Origin of the sequence: Alteromonas halophila (assembly GCF_014651815.1) — a bacterium.
GTDB classification, from domain to species: domain Bacteria; phylum Pseudomonadota; class Gammaproteobacteria; order Enterobacterales; family Alteromonadaceae; genus Alteromonas; species Alteromonas halophila.
The window spans coordinates 498,624-523,163 of sequence record NZ_BMXP01000001.1 but is presented as its reverse complement, the minus strand read 5'-3'; the positions used below and the strand labels follow the sequence as shown (position 1 = coordinate 523,163).

Genomic DNA, 24,540 nt, shown 5'->3' with positions numbered 1-24,540 from the left:
TGTCCCTGGTTATTTAATACGCACGTTGTTGTTGTTATTTACCAGGGATGAAAGTTCGGCTTTCAGTGCAGCTAAATAAGCATTTATATCTTGCTCTGTCTCAAGTACACCCGTTTGACTTACTTTGCGAACAATGGATGCCGTATCCACGGTAACCATTTTCTTGGGTGGTGGCGTTACCGGCTTATCAGCGACCTTAGGTACATTTTTCCCATCATTCAGTCCATCTCCATCTGGGCTTGGATATGGATTGGGTTGTTTTTGTCGCTCCGTTTCCTGTTGCTCGATAAATTCGTTGATAACAATATAGGCATCTTCTTCGAGCGCCTGAGCTTCGCTCTGTTCTTGTAAAATGTCTGCAATGGCTTGCAGATTATCTAAACGCTTAATAGCATTTTGTAGTGGCATCAATACACGGTTACTTAACTCATCGGGAGCCTGTGCCTGTTTGATTTGCGCTTGTACAAGGCTAATACGATGTTCGATACGTTCTCTGGCGTGTTCGCGTTTTTTACCAAGTAATTGCGAGTTGACCTTTTTAACCTGCTCAATCAATGGTTCGATATTGCGAATTTCCCGATAAGGCCGGACACTATTGTAAATCGCCTGAAGTTCTTTTAGCGCTTTGGCTGCTTGCTCATCACTTTCCAGTGCTTTGCGGTTACGCTCAAATTCCATCGTCAATGCACTGGTTAACCGCTGCCATGTATCGAATTGGGTTTCATAAAAGTTTGCCAGATCTTCAAAGTCTTCTTCGAAATCGAGTAAATCGTTGCTGGCATCTAAGAACTGGTCGATAAACTGGAAGCTGGACTGCGTATCAATTAATCCGGCTAACAGCACGCGACCATGCTCAATTTCGGCTTTGCCGGGATATTGGCCCGTCGAGGCCTTTTGTGCAAAACCATCAAGCTTAGATTTCATCGTGCGTAGCTTGTCATGCGCAGCATTAAACAGCTCTTTTTCAGTTTCAGGTGCGTTTACCGAAAACACATCGCGATACAATTTGGCTGCTCGTTTTAAGTTCGCTTCTGACTGCTGTTTTATTTTACGTACACGCAGTTCGGCTCGCTTACGCACCTGAATCAGGTTGTCGTATACACTCTTAAGCGGTACTTCCTGTTGCCGCATGTGGAAGCATATTTTGTTAGCAAGCGCTAATCGCGCCATGATCAATAGAATTTCATCATCGTTCCAGCCAAACGGACGTTTTGAGAAACGTTTCACCACATCTTCTGCGGTAGTCAAACGGCCTGTTTCATCCGCCAGTGTGATGTATTTCTCGACTTCTAATGAAGCTTCTGGATTAACTTCATCGTCTTTCAGATCCAGACCGATTTGACTGGCGTCATCAGCGACTAAGGTTTGCTGTATTTCACGGCGGATGTCCCCAGGGAAGCGCCGAACAAGTTTGAGCTTACCAAACGTATTCTCAATCACGTAGCGATAAGCATCATCCAATATCACTGAAACCGAATTGCCTTTTGGATTCAGCTGAGATCCAAGTGCGTAGTAATCCGCATCTTTGACCAACTCTTCAAACGCAGTGATGAGGCGTTTGTGCCGAGAGTGGTTTTCAGAAGCTTTGTCGCGAAGCAACTGTTCTTGTTCGGGGCGGCTCCCCCCTGTCATACGCAAAAATTTACGGGTCTTTATGAAGGTTCTTAGCTCATCAAAAAGTTGCTTGTCATCTCCCAGCTTGATCAGGATGGCACCATCCCCTTCAGCCGAATTATTCATACACACGGTGTGAATGTACTCTGCATAGTTGACATCTATCGGTGAAATCACCTTAACAACCAAGTCGTTTTCAACTGCACCATCTCTGGGAATACCGTTACAAAAACGGCTAACCGGGAACAGCTGGTTATTCTCCGGGTAGGTGTATTGGTTTTTGCGACGCAGTACCTCTTCATAAATGATGTTGCTTAGCTCAGCGGTTTCGTCTGAGACCTCAATCTCGGTATGCTGGATTTCCTTCTCAATTTCTTTTTCTTCATTGGTCAGGAAGATGTATTCATCGCCCTGACGCGCAATCAGCAGGTTTTGTTCCAGAACGTTTAGTGCCTGCTCTATCTGGCGGCGCAGAGCAAGTCTGTCTTCATCAACCTTGCCGACACAAAGTGTAACTAAGTTGTCTAAGGTGGATTTAATCACATCCACATAGCGAATAAGGAAAAGGGTTTTAAGAATGTTGACGGCAAAGTCGGAAATGGAATCTTTGTCAGAGGCATTGTCGATATCGCGCTTGACCGCTGTGTCTAAAAAGCTCTCAATGGCCGGATAAAAACGATAGAGTGGTACTAATGCACCGATTTCTTCGTTGCTGATTTGCTGGGCCGCGCTTTGGAACGCATCTAGCAATGACCGTTCGCCCCGGCTTAAGTGCAAACCTGTAGCCCCAGCTTTGCGAATCGCTTCGAAAATCTTCTGCACCAATATATAGTGGTATGGCACAAACGGATATGCATGTACAAAGCTAGTGGCGTCTTTATAGTTTGCCAATTCCGCCGTGGTTGTTGCATCAAACGCAAGCTGGTTGCGCAGAATATCGCCTTTCTGGTCATATAACGATTGCAGCGCATCACGTGCAGTATTGTCTTTTTCCAGCAAGCGCTTCTCAATTACCTCACTGGTATTCGAGCTGGATAATGACAGACGCTCAAAACGCCCTTGGATCTTCGAAAAGTCATGGCCTTTCGAGCCGGACATCTGGCCGATAACGGCATCAATATCTTCCTGAGACGTCACTACCACCCAGGCTCTGCCTTCACAGATAGTACCTAAGTTTTCGGTAATCGTTTGCAGCTTAAGCATCATTTGGGTGTTGTTACCGATGAACTGACCCACTTCATCCACGAAAAATAATACGCGGCGATTGATATCCTGATCCAAATACTCCTTCACCCACTTACAGAAGTTGGCCACATCGAGGGAGAAGTTTCTCTCAAGATTATCCACCCATTGCCTTGCAGATTCCGCAGATTGCTCGGTGACCTTGGCCAGGGCTTCAGCTAAATCATCACGATAGAAATCATAAGCATCCCGCTCCGCAACCCAATCAACGGAAGTAAGCTCGTTGAATACGACCTTAAACTTCTCGAATACCCCTTTGCTGTCTAGCTCTCTCTCCAGGTGTGCAATGTGCGGGTGATCGCCACTAAAGCCCATTTCTTCGTTAAAGACCTTCAGAAATACCTTTAATATGGCGTTGTCACCATCATCAGTGTTGGCGCGACTATCAATATTGAACAAAATGACAGTGTTGTCTTTGTTGATAGCAGTATCAACTTCACCCAGCAGGAAGCCGTCTAGATCTTTATTTTTGAAGAACTCGATAGCGGTCCGATCAATTTCTCCGTTGGTAGCACTTATATTCTTCAACAGATATGACAGGATCTTGATGAAATGCGATTTACCCGAACCAAAGAAGCCGCTTATCCAAATACCTAGCTTTCCAGATGCCGCCTTGGCTTTCGGATCTCTAACTGAAGGCATGTAGGCATCGAAGAATTTCTCAAAGTGTTGGGCCAATTCTTTGGTAATGACATATTCATCCAGCTCGGTATAAACGATGTCATTCTCTGTTTGATCTGCTTTTACAACTCCATTGATTTTGCGCGCAATATCTTTGGTAAACAGTTGCTTAATCTGCATATACTTCCCCTAAATCCGTTTATGGCACTAACTTAAATGCTCTGTAATAGTTGTTTGAGTCAATTGTTCCGAAAGGTTTTAACCTTGCGCCATCGTATTCGCCCGGATAGAACAATACGGTGGGCACGCTTCCAACTCTGGCATGAAGCGCATTGAGTAAACCGTGGCCGCGAATGATGGGCCATGCGCTACCCAGGCCATGCAGCAGGATAAATTCGCTTTGCTCAAGACTGGCTTTCTTGGCGATAAACTCAGCTACTTTGTTTTGCTCCAGCGGGCCTTTTAGCGCATTAAACAGTGCATCATCCCCTCTATCTCGCTGTAATTTAAATGCTCGCTCTGTCAGATTTCGGCTATCCAAAATCTCGATAATTACTTCGAATAAGTTGATGCTGGCAAACTCACGTCCCCGGTTCTCAAGCTTGCCAGTAATAAATCCGAGATGTTCGCGAACTTCCAGTTCTGCATCCGCTGGATAGTCAAATATGTAGAAACCAATTTCGTTACCCAGACCTTTGTTTTCCAAAAATTCTGCGCTCTCAATTCTTGGCAGAACTTGGTCTAGCCGCTCGCGTAATGTCCGTAATTGCTTATACGACGACACCTGATTAGACCTCCATTGCCGCAATGACATCATCTCTTTCCATTTGCGCAAGTAACGACCGTACTTCAGGTAATAAGAAGATATTTTGTAGCTTTTTGGTACGAGTAGAGTCGATATAACCCGCGTCCGCCAATAACTTAAACGCGACCTGGGCTATCTTGTATGTGGAAGTCTCAGACATTGAGCCTAGTTCCGGATAAATACGGACACTGTCATCCCAAAAACTTTCCCAGTCTTTCTGATCAAGATATTCGCGAAAGACTCGCTTTGCATTGATAACCACATTGCGCATGAAATCAGCCAGCATCGGTGAATTAATAAGCGTTGCCGCAAACATTAATTGGGTAGCGAGTTCAGTACCACCGAATGCAAGCTTCTCCAAGTAGACGTCGCTCAGCCCCACTAACCGCTTCTTGATTGTGGCCGCATTACGCTTGGCCGATGCATCAGAACGTTTTTGTAAGACATTTCGATTTACAATTGCATCATGCCAATCATCTGCCGACGGTAATGTTAACAACAGCTCCGCAATTGTCTGTGATTCGCGAAGCATCAGGCTGCCACCGATAAGGTCGCCTAAATAGGCTTTATGGTTTTTAAGTTTGGCCTGCGCATTCATTTATTAATTCTCATTATCGGGCTCATATCCCGGTGCTATTGTTAGGTTTTCAGCACCGTAGAGTGTTTGTCTGTTCTTCAGCCAAAGCTGGTATTCTGCGCCTCGCAACGAGGCATTTGCCGTGCAGTCGACATTCCAGCGGCGCAGCAGATATCCTGCCATAGCAGCTCTAACATTGAGTTCCAACATGCCGTCATTCATCGAATAGTCCAGCTCAATGGCCGTCGGGTGCTTAATGTTTTCTGGATGAGGCACCAGTCGCAACGGCATCATTCGCATCCACTGATAATCGTGAAGCTTATCCTCACCCTGGTTAACCTTGGCATTTATAAGAGAAACCTTTGAGATACGTGTGATAACAAAATCTCGAAAGCTTGAAGATTTTCTGTCGAACGCTCGAACGTGCCATCGCAATCCATTATCAACGATATTATGGGGTACAACCTCCCTTGCACCAGACCCGCTACTGAGAGAGGTATAGGTTATGCTGATGGCCTTTTTATTGACCGTTGCCTGTATCAATCGGGCAACAATAAAGATATTCGGTATGTTGAGTTGGCTGGGAGCTTCTACCGGGAAATCGATATCACCTATCGCATCAAGCCCATCTGAAATGTGATTTGCCAACTTAGCGAGTGTCTTCTTAGCATCGTGCTCGACCAACGGGGTAAACTCGGGTGTTTGATAATATCGTTTTTCGCGTGAGTCATACTCCATATTTTGCGGGCGCAGCTCTTTGTACAGAGTAATATCGCGTGAAGCAGAGGATAAACCTTGTCCAAAATAATTGACAACTTCGGACCTTGTAACATGTCCAATAAAAAGAAGTTTGAAATCGATATATGCAAGCCGTTGCTTTTGAGCAAAGCTTAGTTGTTGCCAACTCATTCTTAACTTAACGTCTCAATAAAAATCTCAGTATGTCTCATTTTGAGACTCACTTCAATTTACGTGTTGAAGCAGGTTCCTAACACCCTTTCCCAATTTGGTTGCTTATCTCAGAGAAAAATAACTGGACCCGAATTCAGATAATAAGTGCACCACTCTTGGTTAAAAGGTGAGGAGAGACCAACTGCCTGTTGGTGGTACTCTGTAATCGCCAAAAAACAAGAGTAGTTACCATGAGTTACAAGCAGTTGTTCGAAATGCAACAATACCAGATCGAAGCCTACTTACGCGAGGGTTTCAGCTATAGGGAGATTGGGAAGCGGCTGAACGTTTGTCACACAACCATCAGTAGAGAAGTTCGGCGTAACAGCATTCGTGATAATCACTAGCTGCCTGAAGTCGGTCACGCTAAGACAGTTAAACGACGATGTCAGGCAGCGAAATATAGTGTATCAGCGCTGACTATTACGTTCGTCGAGTTCGGTTTGACGAAGAAAACAACATTTAGAGCAGATTTGCATATCTTTAAGTTCAAGAGACGCTTGTCTTGGTAACTTAAGCCTAATACAAAATCATTTGATACCCATACAGAAATCTTTCGTACCATATCACCGTGTAACCATTAGGACCATAATGAAGGCTGTGATGAAGAATATGACAGCAAAACATCGCGTCGCTCGGCGGTCCATCCTCACAGGCCCGGTGACAGCTGCGTATGAACGTAAGATAAATGCGGGGGAGGTGCAGCGAGATGAGGCGCAAGTCGCCCTGGCGGCAAAACTCGATGCCCTGTACGTGTCTCTTGCCTCGCTCTCACCAGTACCCTCGCGCATCGAAGATCCGACAGAGAGCCGTTGTACAAGCAACGGTTCACAGTCATTAGCGCGGTCCTTAGCATCCGCCCAATCATTTCTTCGAAAAAAATTCCACTTGTCGTCATTTGGTCCACCACCGCGAGGCTTGTACATTCATGGACCGGTCGGGGTCGGCAAGAGCTTTCTAATGGACCTCTTTTACGCGTCGGTTAATATTCCTGACGATGATTCTTGCTGTAATAATGACAGCCACAGCCTCAAACACGTAAAAATTACCAAACGCCGCGTCCACTTCCATGAATTCATGCTGGACGTCCATCATCGAATCTTTGTCTACAAACAGAAACACCCTCGAGATGATGCGATTCCCATCATTGCGCAACAATTGGCACAAGAAGCCCAACTCCTTTGTTTCGATGAATTTCAAGTAACAGACGTTGCCGATGCCATGATTTTGAAGCGACTGTTTTCATTATTATTAAATTGCAATGTCGTGGTGGTGGCCACCTCGAATCGCTCCCCCGATACCTTGTATGAGGGAGGCATTAACCGCTCCCTCTTTTTGCCATTCATAGACATGTTAAAACACAAGTTCGACATTATTTCCATGGAGGATTCCCCCAAGGATTATCGGCTCGCAACTCGAGCGGACGGTCAGTCCTATTTTTGGTCAAACAAGGATGTTGATGGCGATAATAATAGTAACAACAACATGCAGGCGCAGTTGGAAGAAATATTTGGTGGCACTGCATCCGGAACCGAGGCCGAGGTCATTCAAGTACTCTTTGGTCGCTCCGTCCAGGTCTCCCGATTGAATGACCGGTGCGCTTGGTTTGACTTTGCCGAGTTATGCTACCAACCGCTCGGCGCGGCCGATTATATTTCCCTCTGCGACCGATTTCCGGTCATCATCATCGAACGAGTCCCCCAACTGGATGCTAATCACCTCAACGAAGCGCGACGGTTCGTGACCCTCATAGACGCGTGTTATGAATCCCGCACCCGCTTGGTGCTGGCGGCACAAGTCCCGCTCGACGAATTGTTTGTTGATTTTGAAGCGCGAGTCGAAAGAAATGATGAAGACGGAGAATTGATTGTCAGTGAGAAGGGGGGAAACTCGAGTTCCTTTGCGACGACCATGATTCGCACCAGACAGGGGGAATATTATGAGTGGTCCGCGACGGGTCGAATTGGCGTGTCACTAGCACAGCTATCGTCCGCCAATGATCTCGCCTTTTCCTTTCGACGAGCCGCGTCTCGGTTGGTAGAAATGGGTGGAAAGCAATGGGGACGGCATTGACGGATTAAGGTAAGACCAGCCAACTAAAAAGTACCTCTCACCCGCTGCAGAGACATCACCCTAATTTGCTAAAACATAGGCGCCTTGTGACCCTTGAGCGTGAATCGCTTTGACCACAAACGTCTGCAATTGACTCAGGTTGTGTGAAAACTTCAACAACCCAATTTATTTCGCAATGTTACGTAAAGTGTAAGTTTTCTTTGTTTATGGCAACGTTTCTTCTTCAATAAGGATAGCGTTGCACTCACAAATTGAACTCAAGGTACTTTGATGACCCACGAGCTGCGCTGACTGGCATCAAAAGACAATTTGCGGGCATTACGTGTATTTCTACGAAGAGTTGTCATGCCGGCGAAGGCCGGTACCGCCCAAACAGGCTGACTGACCACAAACCGTCCTTTTCACTCGCTATCCAAAATACGGGCTGCCCAGTACTTGTAACCTCACGAGTAACACACGGAGGTACCGGCCTACGCCGGCATGACGATTCTTCGATGTCAGCTCAGCAAACACGTGAGCGGCCTGCGCCGCAAAGACGGTAGCTACTTTTGACTCTGTTTGTGTGGCGGCAATACGTACACAGCTGCCACCCGCGAGATGCAGTAGCAACGGCAGCTACTGGCACAGAGAAGACCTCTGACGGCGATCGTCTGAGCACTGGATCATAGTATCGTGCCAGCATATAAAGCTAAGCGACAAAATCAGTTTACTTTAAACGGCTGACTTCGCTATATGCTACTGATTTATCAATTACACTCAATTGTGAGAAATTACACTGTTAGTAAACCTACAACTTTTTACTTTACATTCTCAACTCACTGTATATATTTACACTACCTGTATAAACATCGAGTGGTTTTATGTTAGTGCATCTCTCTATCAGTAACTTTGCCGTGGTTAAGCAGCTCAATGTGAATCTTGAGCACGGTCTTACCGCCATTACCGGCGAAACCGGTGCCGGTAAATCTATTGCCATAGATGCCCTGAGTTTGTGCTTAGGGGAACGCGCCGATGCCAGTGCCGTCCGCCAGGGGGCGGGCAAAGCAGAAATTGTTGCGCATTTCTCACTTGACGGCAATACCGCAGCCAGGCAGCTACTCGATGAACACGAACTGACCTCCGATGAAGACGATAACACCTGCTTTATTCGCCGGGTGATATCCAAAGAGGGCCGCTCCAAAGCATTTATCAATGGCTCGCCTGTGTCACTGCAGCAGCTCAAAGGCTTGGGGCAAACCTTGCTGGCTATTCATGGTCAGAACACCCACCTGCAGTTACTAAAAGAGGATCATCAGCGTAGCTTGCTGGATAGCTATGCACAAAACCAAATACATCAACAGCGTGTCAGACAAAGTTACGCGCTGTGGCGGGAAAACCAGCACAAACTGCGTGATCTTAACGAGGCTGCGCGACAGCGTGAAGACCGCCTGCAACTGCTCACTTACCAGGTGAAAGAGCTGGACGAATTTGCAATTGGCGAAGAGGAATTTGGCGAGCTGGAAACCGAACACAAACGCCTGAGCAATGGTGCCAGTTTACTTGAGCAGGCGCAGACCAGCTTCTATCAGCTGTACGAGAGTGATGAAGGTAATGCACTAAGCATTATTCAGAGCAGTATTGAGCGCCTGACCGAGCTGACTGAGCACGATGCGAGTTTGTCGCCAATTCTGACGATGCTTAACGATGCGGCTATTCAGGTAGAGGAAGCGTCTCAGGAATTACGCACTTACTGCGACCATTTGGAAATCGATCCCTTACGTCTGCAACAGGTAGAAGCACGTTTTAGCAAGGCCATGGAGCTTGCCAGAAAGCATCAGATAGAACCCGAAGAACTCTACCAGCACCATCAACAACTCAGTGCTGAGTTTGAAACGCTGAATAATCAGGAATCGCTGCTGGCGGATCTTGAAACGCAGGTAGCAACCGCACACGCTGACTACCTGAACGCGACGAAAAGTTTGTCTGAATCCCGTCAGAGCGCAGCAAAGAAACTCGCCAGTGACATTGAAGCACAAATCCGCCAGATGAATATGCCGCATGCACAGCTGGCCGTGGAGGTGTGCTTTGATGAAACGCTCAAGCCATCGCAAACAGGCCTGGATACCGTCACATTCACCGTTTCTACCAACCCGGGCCAGCCACTGGATAAGCTGGATAAAGTGGTATCAGGCGGTGAATTGTCACGTATTGGGCTTGCCATACAGGTTATTGCCAGTGATCAACAGGCTACACCGACCATGATTTTCGATGAGGTCGACGCCGGTATTAGCGGGCCAACGGCGTCAATAGTGGGCGGCTTGCTGCGCAAACTGGGCAAACAGTCTCAGGTATTATGTGTCACGCACCTGCCTCAGGTGGCTGCACAGGCGCATAATCAGTTGTTTGTCAGCAAATTAACTGACGGAGCGAGCACCGAAACCCAAATGCTGGCACTCACCAAGCAGGACCGGGTAGATGAACTGGCCAGATTACTCGCCGGTGACAAGGTAACAGAGTCAGCCCTGGCAAATGCACGTGAATTACTGAAAAGCACAGAATCGAACTAATCAGCGGTTGATTGGTCATAGTGGACAAGGTAGCATGCCTTCGCGCTAAAATAACGAGCGCACTCGGTGGCCTCTTCTTGTATTAACCGGGTGCCACCAATAATCAACGCATTGATGGAATCGACTCACCCATGAAGCTGTACAGACTTGCATTCGTATTGGTGCTGGCCCTGGCAACAGGTGCCTGCAGTAACTGGATTTATCGAATTGACGTACCCCAGGGCAATTTTTTAGATGAGCGGGACGTTAAAAAGCTGCGGATAGGAATGACCAAAGATCAGGTCATCTATGTACTTGGAAATCCAGTGGTGGATGACACCTTTGATGATGATACCTGGTATTACGTTTACGATATGAAACGTGGAATGAGTAAACGTGGCGAAGACTTTCAAAAGCGCATGATTATTACCTTTGACGATGGAAAAGTCAGCAACGTTGAGGGCGACTTTGAGCTATCAGAAGATTTTGACACACCGCTAGACCAGTAACGCCCACTCTTTATTCAGTTTTAGTCCGATACACAACATTTTGGTGTATCGGACTACTCCCTCCGGCCGCCCGGCCATCAAATAAAGCATAACCATTTGATAAATATAACTTAATTATTTTGGTGCAGTGTTTGCTCTGATTATCGCTGTACACACTCATAAAGGAAAATAATTATGTTAACAACACGAACGTTTACTGCGCTGGCTATTGCTGGTTCGCTTACGCTTGGCGGCTGTGTCATTCACGTTGACGGTGCCGGTAACGGTGATCTCAGTAGCGTCTTTGGCGGCGTTGACGTCGCCGCAGGCCGGCAGGTCGATGACATATCAACGGTCAATGGTGGCGTTACCCTTGAAGAAGATGCCAGTGCTGGACGCATTGATGCCGTCAACGGCTCTATTGAGTTATTTAATAGTGCTAAAGCAGCGAGTATCGATGTGGTTAACGGCGATGTCGATCTGGGCCGTAACGTCCGTATAGAAAGTAGCATTGAAACTGTAAACGGCGATATCACGGCAAAAACCGGGACACGGATTGGTGCGGATATTGAAACGGTGAACGGTGATATCGACCTGAATGATACCGAGGTAAAAGGCGATATTGAAACCTCAAATGGTGACATCAGCCTCACCGGTAATACACACATCGACGGTGATATCATATTTCGCCGCAAGGACGACAACAACTGGGGAAGCAGTACCTCTACCCTGACCATTGAGGCGTCTGTGACCGTTGCCGGTGACATCATTCTACGCCGCCATGTAGAGTTACATATCGATAATCCGGCGCATCAGCAGAAAGTGATAAAACGGTACACTCAGCGCGACGAATAGTGTCCTGTCACACCGACTGACAAACCTCACTGAGCGGCTTGCGCCGCTCTCGACTACGTGTCACTCTTTAGCCCCGTCGTTAATTGAGCGTTGTAAATGGAACAGGATTTCTGGCATGCCAAGTGGCAAAACAATGAGATAGGTTTTCATGAGCAGGACGGCAATCCGCTCTTAAGAAAATTCATGGACGTCTTCAGTCGCGCGGATAAGCCACGGGTTCTGGTGCCCTTATGTGGTAAAACCCACGATATCCACGTGCTGTTAGCACATGGCTATGAGGTCGTTGGTATTGAGCTTAGTGAAGTTGCTGTCACGCAGCTTTTTGATGAGCTTAACGCAGTACCAGAGATAACGGATAACAACGGGATCCGACGCTATACACATGACCGGCTCACCGTCCTTGCAGGCGATATATTTTCAGTTACGCAAGCGCATGTGGGCAGGGTAACGGCCGTGTATGACCGCGCAGCGCTGGTCGCCTTACCTGATGACATGCGCCGGGCCTATGCAGTTAAGATTTGCCAGTTGGCACCTCAGTTGCCACAACTACTTATCACCTTTGATTATCATCAGGCTGAGATGGCAGGCCCGCCTTTTAGTGTTCCACAGGAAATGGTTGAGCAACTCTATGGCAACGACTACCGGATAAGCCGGTTGTACCGGCGCCCCATTGAGGGTGGGCTTAAGCAGCAGGTTGCTGCTGACTGCCTGGCCTTTTCATTAAGCCCGTTGCCAGTGCTTAACGAAACAACCCAATAGCCTGTTCGATACCGTAAAGGAGCGCACCGATAAGGCCACCGACCAGTGTACCGTTGATGCGAACACGTTGCAGATCGCTGCCGATATTCAGTTCAATTTGCTCGACCAGGGCAGTTTCGTCCCACGCCAGTATGGTCTGTCTGATATGTTCGGTCAGAAACTCTGCCAGTTCAGGTGCCATATACTGCCCAGCCTCGCTGATATGTTTATCCAGCGATGCCGCAAGTGCCGGCGTAGTCGAAATCCGCTGACCAATCCCTTCAAAAACATCGGTCAGTGCCGTGACCGTTTTTCCCTGCGGTGATGCCAAATCGCGTTCAAGCCATTGATGCAAATCTTCCCACAACGTGTGCAGGTAATGATGTAACGCAGCGTTGTTTAACAGGCGATGTTTTACCGCATCAATTTTTTCTGCGTACTCAGGGTCGCGCTCCAGACGCCGAATGAACACGGCGATTTGCCTGTCCAGCTCACGACGTGCAGGATGCGCCGGATCATCATTGATGTCCTGCAACGTACTGGCGATGGCATTGACGGCTATATCGGCTCCCTGCCTGCTCAGCCAGCTTGACGGAAGTAGCCGCGATAAGCGTGCATGTTCGGTTTTCAGCCAGCTATTCAGCTTTTCTGCAAGCTGTTCACGCGCCGCCGGTGTCGACAACATAGCGGTTAACCGCATCAGCAAACGGTTCAGCAAAGCCTGATGGTGCCGTTCCTTGCTCATTAACCGAAACGCAGCGCCAATCAGCGGCACCAGATTGAGGTTGTTCAGAGCCCGCTTACTGGTGTCAAGCAGCATCGCTTTCACCGGCGCATCATCAATCAAATGCAGACTACCGGCAAATATATCATTCAGATAGCCGGCTGCACGCCCGGCATTTTGCCGGCGCTGCAGCCAGCGTCCGGCACCGCGGGCAGGCTGACTGGATTCTATCAGTTGTGTCAGTGCCTGGGTGTTGAAGAACTTGTCCCGGACGAAACGGGAAAGGTTGTCTGCAATTGCGGGCTTATTACGGGCGACAATGTTGGTGTGAGGAATAGGAAAACGGGATGGAATTGGCCGAAACAATGCGGATACGGCAAACCAGTCTGCTAGCCCCCCGATTAGCGCTGCTTCGCTGGCCATTTTGATAAGGCCAAGCCAGTGACTGTCAGCCACTACCGGATACCACTGTTGCGCACCTGTTGTAGCAATAAACACCAGCGCAGCACCAATTAGCCATGCCAGAGCCTGATTTTTTGCCCGTTGCAGCTGGCGCACTTTATCCATGCTTGCTGTACTACCTTGTCAATGATGAAAGCATACTATGCCCAACAGAACGCCGGTCCGCAATCGATTACCCTGCCTGCCGACATGCTGCCGGCAGGCAGGCGCAATTACTCAGCGAAGACGCGAATAAGTCTGTTGTCTAGTCCCAGTGTGGCGCAAAGTCCGGGTCTACAATGCGCTCACCGTTGTCCAGATCGTCAATTCGCGCGATATTATCCTTCGTCAGTGTGACGCCCGTATAGTCAAAATTCTCCTGCAAATGTACTTTACTGGTGGATGACGGAATCGTCCGGATCCCTTTCTTCTCCATCCAGGCCAGCACTACCTGCGCTGGCGTGGCATTGTGTTCATCGGCAATCGCATTAAGGGTCTCATCGTCCATAATTTTACCGACAGCAAATGGCATGTACGCGGTAACCATCACGCCCATCGCTTCGCACGCCTCAACCACTTTACGGTTTTGCATAAACGGATGAAGCTCAATCTGATTGGTGTAAATAGCGCCCTTACCCAGGATCCGTTCTGCTTCTTCCATTTGCTCTATAGTAAAGTTCGAGACGCCAATATGCCGGGTCAGCCCCAGTTCTTTCGCCTTCGCAAGCTGGCCAAGGTAGTCTTCCATTCGAACCTCTTCACCCGGATAGGGCCAATGAACCAACAGCAGATCGACATGCTCCAGCTTTAATTTCGATAAGCTTTCATGAACACTGGGAATAAACTTGTCTTCGCTGAGTGACTCATACCAGACTTTGGTCGTGACAAACAGATCATTGCGTTCCAGCTTACTGGTTATGATAGCGTCACCGACCTGTTCCTCGTTACCATAAAACTGCGCGGTATCTACGTGCCGAAATCCCACCTGCAACGCATCCAGTACACTGCGCCGTGCCGTGTCGCCTTCCAGTCTGAATGTTCCTATACCCAGTTGCGGCATATCTTTCATGCTATCCTCCAGAATAAGTTAAGCGTATTTTAACCTCAGTCTGACAGGCTGTAACGCCTGCCAGTCATGGCCTTGTAGCCACTCCCTACGTATCGGTACCGCTGAAAGATCGACACTGCACACCTGCACGCACCAGATCTGTCGACAAATTCACTCTGGTGTTAGCCAGGTTACAGGGGTATGCTCAATGAATGACTGTAAACACACATTCTGTCTTTATGCGTAAGCTGTTGCTTGTCATACTGTTGTCCATACTTGCTATGACCGTTCGTGCCAGCGGTGAGGTTTACCGTGTTGGCGTTGAAAACCTGTCTTATTACCCGTTGATGGACTTTAACAACGAGCAAAGCAGCAGCATTCTGAAACGTATAATGGAAGAGTTTGCGCGGTCTGAAGGCATAACGTTTGAATTTATTCCCTTGCCTATCCAGCGCTTCCATGAATGGTACGATGGTGGAGCCATTGACTTTCGTTTGCCTGATAATCCGTACTGGACCAGCCAGCTTGATCCCGATCTTAAATACAGTGAGCTCGTCATTACGCTATGTGCCGATGTGGTAACACTGGCTGAGAACCAGCATATGCCAGCCGGCCAGTTCACTAAACTCGATACCCTGTATGGCTTTTTACCGGATAAAAAGTGGGAAGAAGCCGTTAACACCGGTGAGGTTGAGCTAGTGACAGACTCGTCACTAAAAGTGCTTACCCGTATGCTGTTAAATGGGATGGTGGATGGACTGGACTTGCATATCAGTACCATTCAAAGAGAAGGCGCCGCACTCGGAGAACCCGCTCAGACATTTGCTGTGTCTACCGCATTTGCACCGTCAACACTGGGTTATCGCCTCTCAACCCGCCAGCACCCTGAAGTACTGGCGCGGTTTAATACCTATCTGGCAAACGAGCAAAACACAATACGCCATATCACCGATGCGTTTTCATTTCAGCAGGGATGCCCCGACTAAGGAAGTGCTTGCCGCGGCCGATGGCCATTGTCTTCGATACCGGTCTTGCAGGTATACACTTCCGGGCTGGCTCAGTGGCGATAGACTTTATCGCATTTTCCCTAGCGGCGTTTACCACGAAGTTTACTCTGCGGGGCAGTTTCCCCTTTTTCCTGCCTGACTTTGTGTTTTTTTACCGACCGGCGCATGCGGCTGATACGTGCATGATCAAGCTTGCTCTGGCGCGCATCCACCAGCGTCTGCGTTTCATCAGGCAACTGAACCAGCTTGCGCAGCGCATTGACCTCGCTTAACTCCAGCTCTACCCAGGCGCCCTGAGGCAGTCGTTTCTGCAGCGCAACCGGGCCGTATTTCACACGGATAAGCCGACTGACCTGCACCTCCTGCGACTCCCACAAACGCCGTACCTCACGGTTACGTCCTTCTTCCAGCGTCACGTTGTACCAGTGATTCATGCTTTCTTCTTCGCCACCGGCCTCTTTGCGTTTACGAATAGTCGAAAAGCGCGCCATGCCATCATCCAGCTCCACCCCTTTTTTCAGTGTATTAAGGGTTTGTGGCGACACATCACCAAACACGCGTACTGCGTATTCGCGGGTGACCTCACAGCTCGGGTGCATCAGGCGGTTAGCAAGCTCACCATCGTTAGTGAACAGCAGCAGGCCGCTGGTGTTGATATCCAGCCGACCGACCGCAATCCAGCGGCCAACACGGATCCCCGGTAACCGATCAAACACAGTCGGACGCCCTTCCGGATCATGCCGGCTGCACAACTCCCCTTCGGGCTTGTTGTACATCAACACCCGGCATACCGGTTTTTCTGTCTGACGTGACAGTAAATGCCCATCGACACGTATCTGTGCGGTTTCATCGACTCTGTCACCCAGTGTCGCAACGCTGCCATCAACTGACACACGGCCATCATCTATCCAGCGTTCCATCTCACGACGGGAACCGAGCCCCTGGTTTGCCAATACTTTCTGCAACTTTTCAGTCATTAACGGTCATACTCTTTGGTTGTTCACTGGTCGCGGCATCAGATGGCTGCGATCCGGTTGAGGGGTCGGGATTACTTCCTTCTCGCATCACATCGGCAAAGTCCGTTGCACTTGGTAGCGCATCCAGCGATGGTAACGAGAAATAATCCAGAAATGCCCGGGTTGTGGCATACAAGGCCGGACGTCCCGGCACCTCTTTGTGGCCTACGGTTTTTATCCAGTCACGCTCTGTCAGCGTTTTAATAATATTACTGCTCACGGCAACGCCGCGTACCTGTTCAATTTCACCACGGGTGATTGGCTGACGATAAGCAATCAGTGCCAGCGTTTCCAGCATTGCGCGGGAGTAGCGCGGCGCACTTTCCTGCCACAGACGGCTCAAAAAGGGCGACAGGCTGTCCAGTGACTGGAACCGGTAACCACTGGCCACCTCTACCAGCTGAATTCCCCGCGGCCGGTAATCCAGTGTCAGTTCATTCAGTGCCTTACTCAGCGTTTTGTCTGCAACCTTAAACTCTGCCAGAACGGTCTCTCGCAACCGCTGCCTGCTAACCGGCCCATCGGACACGAAAATGGTAGCTTCAACGAGTTGTTTTAGTTGCTCAAAATTAATCTTCTTCATTGGACTGTAATTTTACATGAATTCTGGCAAACGGTCCTGCCTGAACACAACAAATCAGATTTTCTTTTACCAGTTCCAGAATCGCCAGAAATGAGACCACCACACCTGAGCGCCCTTCATCGACGGTAAACAACGATTCCAGCGGCGTGTAGTGCGCATGCTCCAGGGTTGTCAGAATCAGTGACATACGTTCGCGGGTACTCAGGGCCTCACGCTCAATCACATGATGTTCAAACGCTTCAGCCCGTTTCATGGCACTGGTAAATGCCAGTACAATGTCCTGCAGAGACACGTCTGGCTCAATACGCAATGGCGCGACCTGGTCCGACGTATCTACCTGTACAGCAAAAATGTCGCGTTCCATGCGGGGCTGGGCATCTAAATCTTCTGCCGCCTGTTTGACCAGCTCATACTCTTTTAAACGACGAATCAGCTCTGCGCGCGGATCGTCTTCCTCATCGTCATCGGCGCTGCGCTTAGGCAGCAGCAAGCGGGATTTAATTTCTGCCAGAATAGCGGCCATCAGCAGGTACTCGGCCGCCAGTTCAAGCTTCAGTGCTGTCATCACCTCCACGTACTCCATGTACTGGCGGGTCACTGTGGCCACAGGCAGTGTCGTAATATCAAACTTTTGCTTGCGAATAAGGTAAAGCAGCAGATCCAGTGGGCCTTCAAAGGTTTCCAGGATGACTTCCAGCGCATCAGGCGGAATAAACAAATCCTGCGGCTTCTCAATCAGCGCTTCACCATTGATAAAGGCCAGTGGCAGGGGTTGCTGGACTGGCGCGTCAGTGGCTTCGTCGGCCGCCTCTTGCGGAGTGACTGATGACGGCGTATTCATCGGAATTGTTCTACATCTCCGCAGCCCTCACGCAGAACCACTGGCTCACCTTCACTTAGGTCAACCACGGTGGTGGGATGTTCACCGAGTGCGCCGCCATCAATGATAAGTCCAACCTGCTTCTCGAGTCGGTCGCGGATTGCATCAGGATCAGATTCGGCCATCGCGTTGCCAGGCAGGATCAGTGACGTCGACATCAGTGGCTCATTCAAATGTTCCAGTAGCGCAAGCGCAATCTGGTTATCCGGCACCCGGATGCCAATGGTCTTTCGTTTAGGATTTTGCAGGCGTCGTGGCACTTCCCGGGTCGCCTTAAGAACAAATGTATAGGGGCCAGGGGTGTTATTTTTTATCTGACGGAAAGCCACGTTATCGACCTTGGCATAGATCGACAGTTCCGACATATCCCGGCACATCAGCGTGAAGTTATGATCTTTGCCAATGTCACGGATCCGGCATATTTGATCCAGTGCTTTCTTGTCTTCCATCTGACACCCTATTGCGTATCCTGAATCCGTGGGATACACCACTACCTGCCCCTGACGAATCAGCTCACAGGCCTGTTTTATCAGTCGCGGCTGTGGATTATCGGGGTGGATCGTAAAAAATTGGCTCATGGATTATCCTTAGTAGAATCCGAAGGTATACACGCCCAGTCCTGCCAGACTGGCGTCAGTGAATCATCGATTGTCAGCCGTCGGCCAAGTTCGGTCCAGCGGGACGGAAAGTGAAAATCTGATCCCGCCGATGCCAGCAGCTTATTTTCATGGGCAAGCTCGATGATTAGGCGTTGCTTATCCGGACTCATTCCCGGAAACTGGGTCTCTATGGCATCGCCACCGGCGGCTGCAAACTCAGCCACCAGCCTGCGCAGCCATTTAGTCGTCATATCATAATGTGCCGGATGTGCCAGTACGGCCTGCCCACCCGCATCCTGAATCCAGGTAATGGCCGTTTCAATAGACGGCCAGTGCGCTTTGACTGCCGCCCGCTTTCCTTTACCCAGATATTGTCGAAAGGCATTGGGAACCGAGCCAACGCCGTAGTATTCCACCAGCGCACGGGCGAAATGAGCCCGCGTCACCTGACCCACACCTGCCAGCGAACGGGCTTTATCCAGCACCCCGTCAAACCCGCAACATTCTAACTTATGAGCTATTTTCTCAGCACGTTCATTGCGCGTTTGCGCCTGTTCACGCAACCTTTCGTTAAATAGCGGATCGTGCCGGTCTACCTGCAGGCCGACAATATGGATATCAAAAGCATGCCAGCGCGTAGAGATTTCAATGCCGTCGATCACGGTCATTGGGCGTGACTGCTCAGCCTGACTGCGGTGGGCCTCGTCTAAACCACTGAGGGTGTCGTGATCCGTTATGGCCAGTACGTCAAGTTGCATAGCATGCGCACGCAAAATGAGTTCTGATGGCGTCAGATGCCCATCTGAGAAGCGTGTATGACTGTGGAGATCTATTTTCACTGTATCTTCTTTAAATTTGCTGTTGACACCGAGCGTGTTTTGTTTTCTTCTATAGGCACAGTATAAGGAGTAAAGACTTCGATGCCTATCGAAGTTTCAACCAGAATTAATGATCAATGCGTAATATTCCAGTCACAATGAACGTTTCTGCAATTTGGTGGTGGCACATCCCCTTGTGACGGGCGGTGTGCGCATTGGTGCGTGTAAATCACTGAAAAAGGCCCGTTTTTTAACGGGCCTTTTTTTTATTTTATTAACGGAGAAGAGCGACAATGAGTTTAGCCGAACTGGGTCAGACCCCCGGTAAAGTGGAAACGCTGATGCAGACAGGACATTACACGGATGATCCGCTGGCAGCCTTCGCGACCCTGTGCAGTGATTCAGCGCACTCGCTGCTGCTGGAATCCGCTGAAATTGACTCAAAGGATAATCTGCAGAGCCTGTTACTGGTCGACGCGGCGCTCCGGTTCGAGTGCCAGGGACAGACCGTCACCGTTGAAGCTTTAACCCCAAATGGCCGGACAGTGCTCCCGCTGTTTTGTTCCCATGCACCACAGGGCATCACGGTAACGCAACACGATGCGAGCACGCTAAGCCTGACCGTGGCGCCGCCCGATCCCAGCCTCGATGAGGATAGCCGGTTAAAGGCCAGTAGTGTGTTTGATGCACTGCGCCTTATCAAAGACCAGCTGACGCCTATCCGGCAGCATCCTCACGCCGTATTCATGGCGGGGGCATTTGCCTATGACCTGCTCGGTGCCTTTGAACCGCTGCCTGACGTTGCTGAAGGTGAAAATACCTGCCCCGACTATGTGTTCTATCTGGCAGAGACGCTGATCATGTTTGATCATCAGACCCGTGAGACCGAACTGCTCGGCAGCGTATTTAGCGGAGAGGATGTGGCGCTGCAATACTTTGCTGTGTCGCAGCGGCTTGAAGCACTGCGCGAACGACTGCATGATGTCGCGCCGCTTTCATCCGGCCAGTCTGTCCCGGCCACAACCGAGCCCGACGTCGACAAAAATGACAGCGCCTACTGTGACGATGTCCGCTACCTAAAATCCCATATCCTGGCCGGCGATATTTTTCAGGTTGTCCCATCGCGGACATTTTCGCTGCCGTGCCCTGACGCACTCGCCGCCTATGCCCAGTTAAAGGTGCAGAACCCCAGCCCGTATATGTTTTATATGCAGGATCGCGACTTTAGCATCTTCGGCGCATCGCCCGAGTCAGCGCTGAAATACGACAGTGATGATAATCAGGTTGAGGTATACCCCATTGCAGGCACGCGCAAACGGGGAAAACACGCAGATGGCAGCATCAATGCCGATCTGGACAGCCGTATTGAGCTGAACCTGCGCGAAGATGACAAAGAAAAGTCTGAGCACATTATGCTGGTTGATCTGGCCCGCAATGATGTCGCCCGGGTCAGTCGCCCCGGCAGCCGTTACGTGAAAGATTTGCTTAAAGTCGATCGTTACTCACATGTTATGCATCTGGTGTCACGGGTTGTCGGTCAGCTACGCGATGATCTGGATGCGCTGCACGCCTATCAGGCATGTATGAATATGGGCACCCTGGTTGGTGCTCCGAAAATCAGTGCCGCCAGTCTGATCCGGCAAGTCGAAGGCAAACGGCGCGGCAGCTATGGCGGTGCTGTTGGGTATATTAACGGACAGGGTGATATGGATACCTGCATTGTGATCCGGTCCGCATTTGTCAGACAGGGGCGCGCATACATTCAGGCCGGGGCCGGTGTCGTGCATGACTCCGACCCGCAGTCAGAGGCGGATGAAACCCGCAACAAAGCACAGGCCGTGATCAACGCAGTAGCCAATGCCAGTCAGCAGGGAGGAGCGGCCTGATGAGCGTTCAGAACAATACCACCGTTTTTTTATTAGATAACGTTGATTCCTTCACCTACAACCTGGTCGATGAACTCTACTCGTTTGGTCTCTCAATCAAGGTATACAGAAACTATATCGACGCCGATACGCTGATTGAACAAATGCAGCAACAGGCGCAAATCGGGCCTGTTCTGCTTATGTTATCACCCGGTCCGGGTGCCCCCTCTGACGCTGGCTGCATGCCGGCGCTGCTGCAAAAAGCGGCGGGACAGTTTCCGGTACTGGGAATTTGTCTTGGTCACCAGGCCATCATTGAATATTATGGCGGAAAAGTAGGCCGCGCCGACCAGGTCATGCATGGTAAAGCATCTGAGATTACGCATACCGGCGACGCTATGTTTACCGGTCTTTCACAGCCGCTGCAGGTAGCACGCTATCACTCGCTGATTGCACATACACTCCCGGACGCGTTGACCGCCTGTGCGCAATGTGACGACACCGTGATGGCTGTCTATCACGCAAGCGACAGAATGCTGGGCTTTCAGTTTCATCCAGAGTCTATTCTAACCGCTGAAGGCAGCCTGTTACTTCGTCAAAGTATTGATTATCTGACAACCGGAGAACACCACAATGTCTGATGCCCACGACCTGCTTGCTATTTTGCTTGACAAAACCAACCTGTCACAGGGGCAGGCATTTTCACTGTTTAACAGCATAATGCATGGTGAACAAAGTGATGTGATGATCGCCGCCGTACTGACTGCACTTAAAATGAAAGGTGAATGCCCGGCGGAAATCGCCGGCGCAGCCAGTGCTATGGTCAGTAATGCCAAACCTTTTCCGACCCCAGACTATGCGTTTGCCGATATTGTCGGCACCGGTGGTGACGGACACAATACAATCAATATTTCCAGCGCCGCCGGGGTGGTCGCGGCAGCCTGCGGTGTTCCGGTCGCCAAACATGGTAACCGCAGTGTCTCCAGCCGCAGCGGCTCGGCCGATCTGTTTCGCGAATTTGGCCTGAACCTCGAAGTAACGCCACAGACCGCACGCCGCTGCCTGGATGAAGCCGGTTTCAGTTTTCTGTTTGCGCCGGTGTACCATGCCGGGATGCGCTTTGCAGCCCCCGTCAGGCAGGCAATGAAAACCCGGACTCTGTTCAACATACTGGGGCCACTGGCTAATCCTGCAGGACCATCCCACAGTATGCTGGGTGTCTACTCCCCGGCATTACTGAAACCTTACGCAGACACGCTGATGTTGTTAGGTCAGCACCGGGCGATGATTGTTCATGGCAGCGGGCTGGATGAACTGGCACTGCATGGAGAATCCGTTATTGTAGAGCTTGAACATGGTGATGCGCGTCGCTACACCGTTACGCCCAGTGACTTTGGTTTGAAGCAATATCCCCTGTCAGCCATTGCCGGCGGTGAGCCTGACGAAAACCGGAAAATGGTCGAAGAAGCCTTGTCCGGCAAAGGCAATGAGGCCCACCGCGCCGCTATCGCCATGAATAGTGCGGCGCTGCTGAAGCTCACGGGTAAAGCCGATAACCTTAGTGAGGGAACCGAAATGGCACTTGCCGCCATGCATGCCGGTCGCCCGTTAGAGGTGCTATCAAAAGCCGCCACCATCAGTCAGGAGGAAGTTGTACATGGCTAATGTGTTAGAAAAAATCGTTGCGAATAAGCGTGAAGAGTTGATATCACGCAAAGAAAGCCTGCCGCTCAGTGAGTTTAAAGAGGCATTACGTCCGTCTGACAAGAGTCTGTTTGCCGCACTCAGCACGCCCAACGCGGGCTATATTCTGGAGTGCAAGAAGGCCTCGCCGTCTAAAGGTCTCATCCGCGAGCCCTTTGATCTGGACGAAATTATTGCTGCCTATGGGCCGCATGCAGCAGGTATTTCCGTACTGACGGACGAAAAATATTTTCAGGGCAGTTATGACTACCTGACGTACGTCACGCAGCGCGTTGAACAACCCGTCTTAAATAAAGATTTTTTTGTCGACCCGTACCAGGTTTACCTAGCCCGCTATTACCATGCAGATGCAATCTTACTCATGCTAAGTGTGCTCAGTGACGATGAGTACCGTGAGCTTGCCAGCGTCGCGGATGCCCTGCACCTGGATATTCTTACCGAGGTCAGCAATAGTGAAGAAATGCAGCGGGCTATAGCACTTAAAGCCAGCATTATTGGTATAAATAACCGTAACCTGCGGGATTTATCTACGGATCTGGCGACGACTGAAACACTGGTGCCGCTACTGGATGCCGCCGAACATGACTTTGTGGTGATTTCTGAGTCGGGTATTTATACCCATCAGGATGTGTTGCGTCTCGCCCCCTATTGTGACGGTTTTTTAGTCGGCAGTGCACTGATGGCCCAACCTGATTTACCGCGCGCGGTGGCGGCCATGATTTATGGCAGCGTTAAAGTCTGTGGCCTGACGTCAGCAGAGGATGCCAGAATAGCGCAGCAGGCCGGAGCCAGCTATCTGGGGCTTATCTTTGCAGAAAAGTCACCACGCTGCGTGGACGAGCAGACCGCCCGGCAGATCACAGATGCTGTACCCGGTCACTATGTGGGGGTGTTTGTAAATCATGCACCTGAAAAGGTCGCGCAACTGGCACAAATGCTTAATCTGACCGCCGTACAGTTACATGGCAACGAGGACAAACACTACCGCCGTCAACTGGCCTCACTGTTACCTGAGCGCTGCGCCGTCTGGCAGGCAGTGGGCGTAAGTGATGCAATACCGGATACGCTCGATACACTGATGACAACGTCGTCAGTAGACAATGTGCTGCTGGATTGTCAGGTAGGCAATCAGCACGGCGGTACCGGACAACAATTCAACTGGGACCTGCTGGATAGCATTAATAATAAACACAGGCTGATTCTGGCCGGTGGCATAAATGCGGACAATGCACTGGACGCGGTTGCGACAGGCGTTGCCGTCATCGATGTAAACTCTGGCGTAGAAACGGCGCCAGGAAAGAAATCTGCCGAAAAAATTCACACACTGTTTGCGCAGTTGCGCCAGTACTAAGCATTTAATAAGGGT

21 protein-coding genes, 1 pseudogene and 1 other annotated feature are annotated in these 24,540 nt (G+C 50.0%); of the genes and pseudogenes, 11 read left to right on the top strand and 11 right to left on the bottom strand.

Annotated elements, in window-relative coordinates:
* Positions 1 to 9 precede the first annotated feature (9 nt).
* The 4 genes from brxC to IE054_RS02420 are packed head-to-tail and all read right to left on the bottom strand — an operon-like array spanning position 10 to position 5,768.
* Positions 10 to 3,657, bottom strand: a complete 3,648-nt coding sequence (brxC, locus tag IE054_RS02435) for a BREX system P-loop protein BrxC (protein WP_189403478.1) — start codon at positions 3,655 to 3,657, stop codon at positions 10 to 12.
* Between the two features lie 19 nt (positions 3,658 to 3,676).
* The gene (locus tag IE054_RS02430) at positions 3,677 to 4,261 is read right to left on the bottom strand and encodes a DUF1788 domain-containing protein (protein ID WP_229804972.1); all 585 of its coding nucleotides are present in this window, start codon (positions 4,259 to 4,261) and stop codon (positions 3,677 to 3,679) included.
* A gap of 4 nt (positions 4,262 to 4,265) precedes the next feature.
* Positions 4,266 to 4,880: a DUF1819 family protein gene (locus tag IE054_RS02425; RefSeq protein WP_189403477.1), complete on the bottom strand. Its 615-nt coding sequence runs from the start codon at positions 4,878 to 4,880 to the stop codon at positions 4,266 to 4,268.
* 3 nt (positions 4,881 to 4,883) lie between these two features.
* Positions 4,884 to 5,768 (bottom strand): WYL domain-containing protein, encoded by an 885-nt coding sequence (locus IE054_RS02420; protein ID WP_189403476.1) that lies wholly within the window; start codon positions 5,766 to 5,768, stop codon positions 4,884 to 4,886.
* Positions 5,769 to 6,001: 233 nt separating this feature from the next.
* Here IE054_RS02420 and IE054_RS17995 point away from each other — a divergent pair.
* From IE054_RS17995 to tmpT, 6 genes and pseudogenes are all read left to right on the top strand, one after another.
* A pseudogene (locus IE054_RS17995) lies at positions 6,002 to 6,265 on the top strand (helix-turn-helix domain-containing protein); the annotation flags it as partial.
* A gap of 148 nt (positions 6,266 to 6,413) precedes the next feature.
* Positions 6,414 to 7,883 (top strand): cell division protein ZapE, encoded by a 1,470-nt coding sequence (gene zapE, locus IE054_RS02410; protein WP_229804971.1) that lies wholly within the window; start codon positions 6,414 to 6,416, stop codon positions 7,881 to 7,883.
* A gap of 860 nt (positions 7,884 to 8,743) precedes the next feature.
* The gene (recN, locus tag IE054_RS02405) at positions 8,744 to 10,429 is read left to right on the top strand and encodes a DNA repair protein RecN (RefSeq protein WP_189403474.1); all 1,686 of its coding nucleotides are present in this window, start codon (positions 8,744 to 8,746) and stop codon (positions 10,427 to 10,429) included.
* A 131-nt stretch (positions 10,430 to 10,560) separates the two neighbouring features.
* A complete protein-coding gene (locus tag IE054_RS02400) occupies positions 10,561 to 10,917 on the top strand; it encodes an outer membrane protein assembly factor BamE (RefSeq protein ID WP_189403473.1) in 357 nt (118 codons plus the stop codon).
* 174 nt (positions 10,918 to 11,091) lie between these two features.
* The gene (locus IE054_RS02395) at positions 11,092 to 11,751 is read left to right on the top strand and encodes a DUF4097 family beta strand repeat-containing protein (protein ID WP_189403472.1); all 660 of its coding nucleotides are present in this window, start codon (positions 11,092 to 11,094) and stop codon (positions 11,749 to 11,751) included.
* A 96-nt stretch (positions 11,752 to 11,847) separates the two neighbouring features.
* Complete coding sequence (gene tmpT / locus IE054_RS02390) at positions 11,848 to 12,510, top strand: thiopurine S-methyltransferase (protein WP_189403471.1); 663 nt, start codon at positions 11,848 to 11,850, stop codon at positions 12,508 to 12,510.
* Here tmpT and IE054_RS02385 read toward each other — a convergent pair.
* Entirely contained in the window at positions 12,491 to 13,780 is a 1,290-nt protein-coding gene (locus IE054_RS02385) for a DUF445 domain-containing protein (RefSeq protein ID WP_189403470.1), read from the bottom strand. The two genes, tmpT and IE054_RS02385, sit on opposite strands and share 20 nt — an antisense overlap.
* A gap of 139 nt (positions 13,781 to 13,919) precedes the next feature.
* A complete protein-coding gene (gene dkgB, locus IE054_RS02380) occupies positions 13,920 to 14,723 on the bottom strand; it encodes a 2,5-didehydrogluconate reductase DkgB (RefSeq protein WP_189403469.1) in 804 nt (267 codons plus the stop codon).
* A 191-nt stretch (positions 14,724 to 14,914) separates the two neighbouring features.
* Between dkgB and IE054_RS02375 the strand changes: the two genes are divergently transcribed.
* Positions 14,915 to 15,688: a hypothetical protein gene (locus IE054_RS02375; protein WP_189403468.1), complete on the top strand. Its 774-nt coding sequence runs from the start codon at positions 14,915 to 14,917 to the stop codon at positions 15,686 to 15,688.
* Between the two features lie 101 nt (positions 15,689 to 15,789).
* On the opposite strand, the gene rluB is transcribed toward IE054_RS02375, so the two are convergent.
* Genes rluB through IE054_RS02350 form a run of 5 tightly spaced genes read right to left on the bottom strand, consistent with a single transcriptional unit; the run spans position 15,790 to position 19,626 of the window.
* Complete coding sequence (gene rluB, locus IE054_RS02370) at positions 15,790 to 16,686, bottom strand: 23S rRNA pseudouridine(2605) synthase RluB (RefSeq protein ID WP_189403467.1); 897 nt, start codon at positions 16,684 to 16,686, stop codon at positions 15,790 to 15,792.
* Complete coding sequence (gene scpB, locus IE054_RS02365; RefSeq protein WP_189403466.1) at positions 16,679 to 17,308, bottom strand: SMC-Scp complex subunit ScpB; 630 nt, start codon at positions 17,306 to 17,308, stop codon at positions 16,679 to 16,681. The genes rluB and scpB overlap by 8 nt, the downstream gene beginning before the upstream one ends.
* Positions 17,295 to 18,149 (bottom strand): segregation and condensation protein A, encoded by an 855-nt coding sequence (locus IE054_RS02360; RefSeq protein ID WP_189403465.1) that lies wholly within the window; start codon positions 18,147 to 18,149, stop codon positions 17,295 to 17,297. The genes scpB and IE054_RS02360 overlap by 14 nt, the downstream gene beginning before the upstream one ends.
* Positions 18,146 to 18,766 (bottom strand): L-threonylcarbamoyladenylate synthase, encoded by a 621-nt coding sequence (locus IE054_RS02355; protein ID WP_189403464.1) that lies wholly within the window; start codon positions 18,764 to 18,766, stop codon positions 18,146 to 18,148. Before IE054_RS02355 ends, IE054_RS02360 begins: the two co-directional genes overlap by 4 nt.
* Positions 18,763 to 19,626, bottom strand: coding sequence for a PHP domain-containing protein (locus tag IE054_RS02350; protein ID WP_189403463.1), 864 nt, complete (start codon positions 19,624 to 19,626; stop codon positions 18,763 to 18,765). The genes IE054_RS02355 and IE054_RS02350 overlap by 4 nt, the downstream gene beginning before the upstream one ends.
* 152 nt (positions 19,627 to 19,778) lie before the next feature.
* Positions 19,779 to 19,872: a sequence feature (Trp leader region), on the top strand.
* 26 nt (positions 19,873 to 19,898) lie between these two features.
* Between IE054_RS02350 and IE054_RS02345 the strand changes: the two genes are divergently transcribed.
* Genes IE054_RS02345 through trpCF form a run of 4 tightly spaced genes read left to right on the top strand, consistent with a single transcriptional unit; the run spans position 19,899 to position 24,525 of the window.
* Positions 19,899 to 21,491: an anthranilate synthase component 1 gene (locus IE054_RS02345; protein ID WP_189403462.1), complete on the top strand. Its 1,593-nt coding sequence runs from the start codon at positions 19,899 to 19,901 to the stop codon at positions 21,489 to 21,491.
* The gene (locus tag IE054_RS02340; protein ID WP_189403461.1) at positions 21,491 to 22,111 is read left to right on the top strand and encodes an aminodeoxychorismate/anthranilate synthase component II; all 621 of its coding nucleotides are present in this window, start codon (positions 21,491 to 21,493) and stop codon (positions 22,109 to 22,111) included. Before IE054_RS02345 ends, IE054_RS02340 begins: the two co-directional genes overlap by 1 nt.
* Positions 22,104 to 23,135 (top strand): anthranilate phosphoribosyltransferase, encoded by a 1,032-nt coding sequence (trpD, locus tag IE054_RS02335; protein ID WP_189403460.1) that lies wholly within the window; start codon positions 22,104 to 22,106, stop codon positions 23,133 to 23,135. Before IE054_RS02340 ends, trpD begins: the two co-directional genes overlap by 8 nt.
* Positions 23,128 to 24,525, top strand: a complete 1,398-nt coding sequence (trpCF, locus tag IE054_RS02330; RefSeq protein WP_189403459.1) for a bifunctional indole-3-glycerol-phosphate synthase TrpC/phosphoribosylanthranilate isomerase TrpF — start codon at positions 23,128 to 23,130, stop codon at positions 24,523 to 24,525. The genes trpD and trpCF overlap by 8 nt, the downstream gene beginning before the upstream one ends.
* The last annotated feature ends 15 nt before the right edge of the window (positions 24,526 to 24,540 follow it).

Coding starts and splice junctions, on each gene's coding strand:
- IE054_RS02425 (WP_189403477.1), bottom strand. CDS start 4,880: ATGAATGCGCAGGCCAAACTTAAAAACCATAAAGCCTATTTAGGCGAC.
- trpCF (WP_189403459.1), top strand. CDS start 23,128: ATGGCTAATGTGTTAGAAAAAATCGTTGCGAATAAGCGTGAAGAGTTG.
- IE054_RS02345 (WP_189403462.1), top strand. CDS start 19,899: ATGAGTTTAGCCGAACTGGGTCAGACCCCCGGTAAAGTGGAAACGCTG.
- IE054_RS02420 (WP_189403476.1), bottom strand. CDS start 5,768: ATGAGTTGGCAACAACTAAGCTTTGCTCAAAAGCAACGGCTTGCATAT.
- IE054_RS02385 (WP_189403470.1), bottom strand. CDS start 13,780: ATGGATAAAGTGCGCCAGCTGCAACGGGCAAAAAATCAGGCTCTGGCA.
- scpB (WP_189403466.1), bottom strand. CDS start 17,308: ATGAAGAAGATTAATTTTGAGCAACTAAAACAACTCGTTGAAGCTACC.
- trpD (WP_189403460.1), top strand. CDS start 22,104: ATGTCTGATGCCCACGACCTGCTTGCTATTTTGCTTGACAAAACCAAC.
- IE054_RS02355 (WP_189403464.1), bottom strand. CDS start 18,766: ATGAGCCAATTTTTTACGATCCACCCCGATAATCCACAGCCGCGACTG.
- IE054_RS02395 (WP_189403472.1), top strand. CDS start 11,092: ATGTTAACAACACGAACGTTTACTGCGCTGGCTATTGCTGGTTCGCTT.
- brxC (WP_189403478.1), bottom strand. CDS start 3,657: ATGCAGATTAAGCAACTGTTTACCAAAGATATTGCGCGCAAAATCAAT.
- zapE (WP_229804971.1), top strand. CDS start 6,414: ATGAAGAATATGACAGCAAAACATCGCGTCGCTCGGCGGTCCATCCTC.
- rluB (WP_189403467.1), bottom strand. CDS start 16,686: ATGACTGAAAAGTTGCAGAAAGTATTGGCAAACCAGGGGCTCGGTTCC.
- IE054_RS02360 (WP_189403465.1), bottom strand. CDS start 18,149: ATGAATACGCCGTCATCAGTCACTCCGCAAGAGGCGGCCGACGAAGCC.
- recN (WP_189403474.1), top strand. CDS start 8,744: ATGTTAGTGCATCTCTCTATCAGTAACTTTGCCGTGGTTAAGCAGCTC.
- IE054_RS02400 (WP_189403473.1), top strand. CDS start 10,561: ATGAAGCTGTACAGACTTGCATTCGTATTGGTGCTGGCCCTGGCAACA.
- IE054_RS02375 (WP_189403468.1), top strand. CDS start 14,915: ATGACTGTAAACACACATTCTGTCTTTATGCGTAAGCTGTTGCTTGTC.
- tmpT (WP_189403471.1), top strand. CDS start 11,848: ATGGAACAGGATTTCTGGCATGCCAAGTGGCAAAACAATGAGATAGGT.
- IE054_RS02340 (WP_189403461.1), top strand. CDS start 21,491: ATGAGCGTTCAGAACAATACCACCGTTTTTTTATTAGATAACGTTGAT.
- dkgB (WP_189403469.1), bottom strand. CDS start 14,723: ATGAAAGATATGCCGCAACTGGGTATAGGAACATTCAGACTGGAAGGC.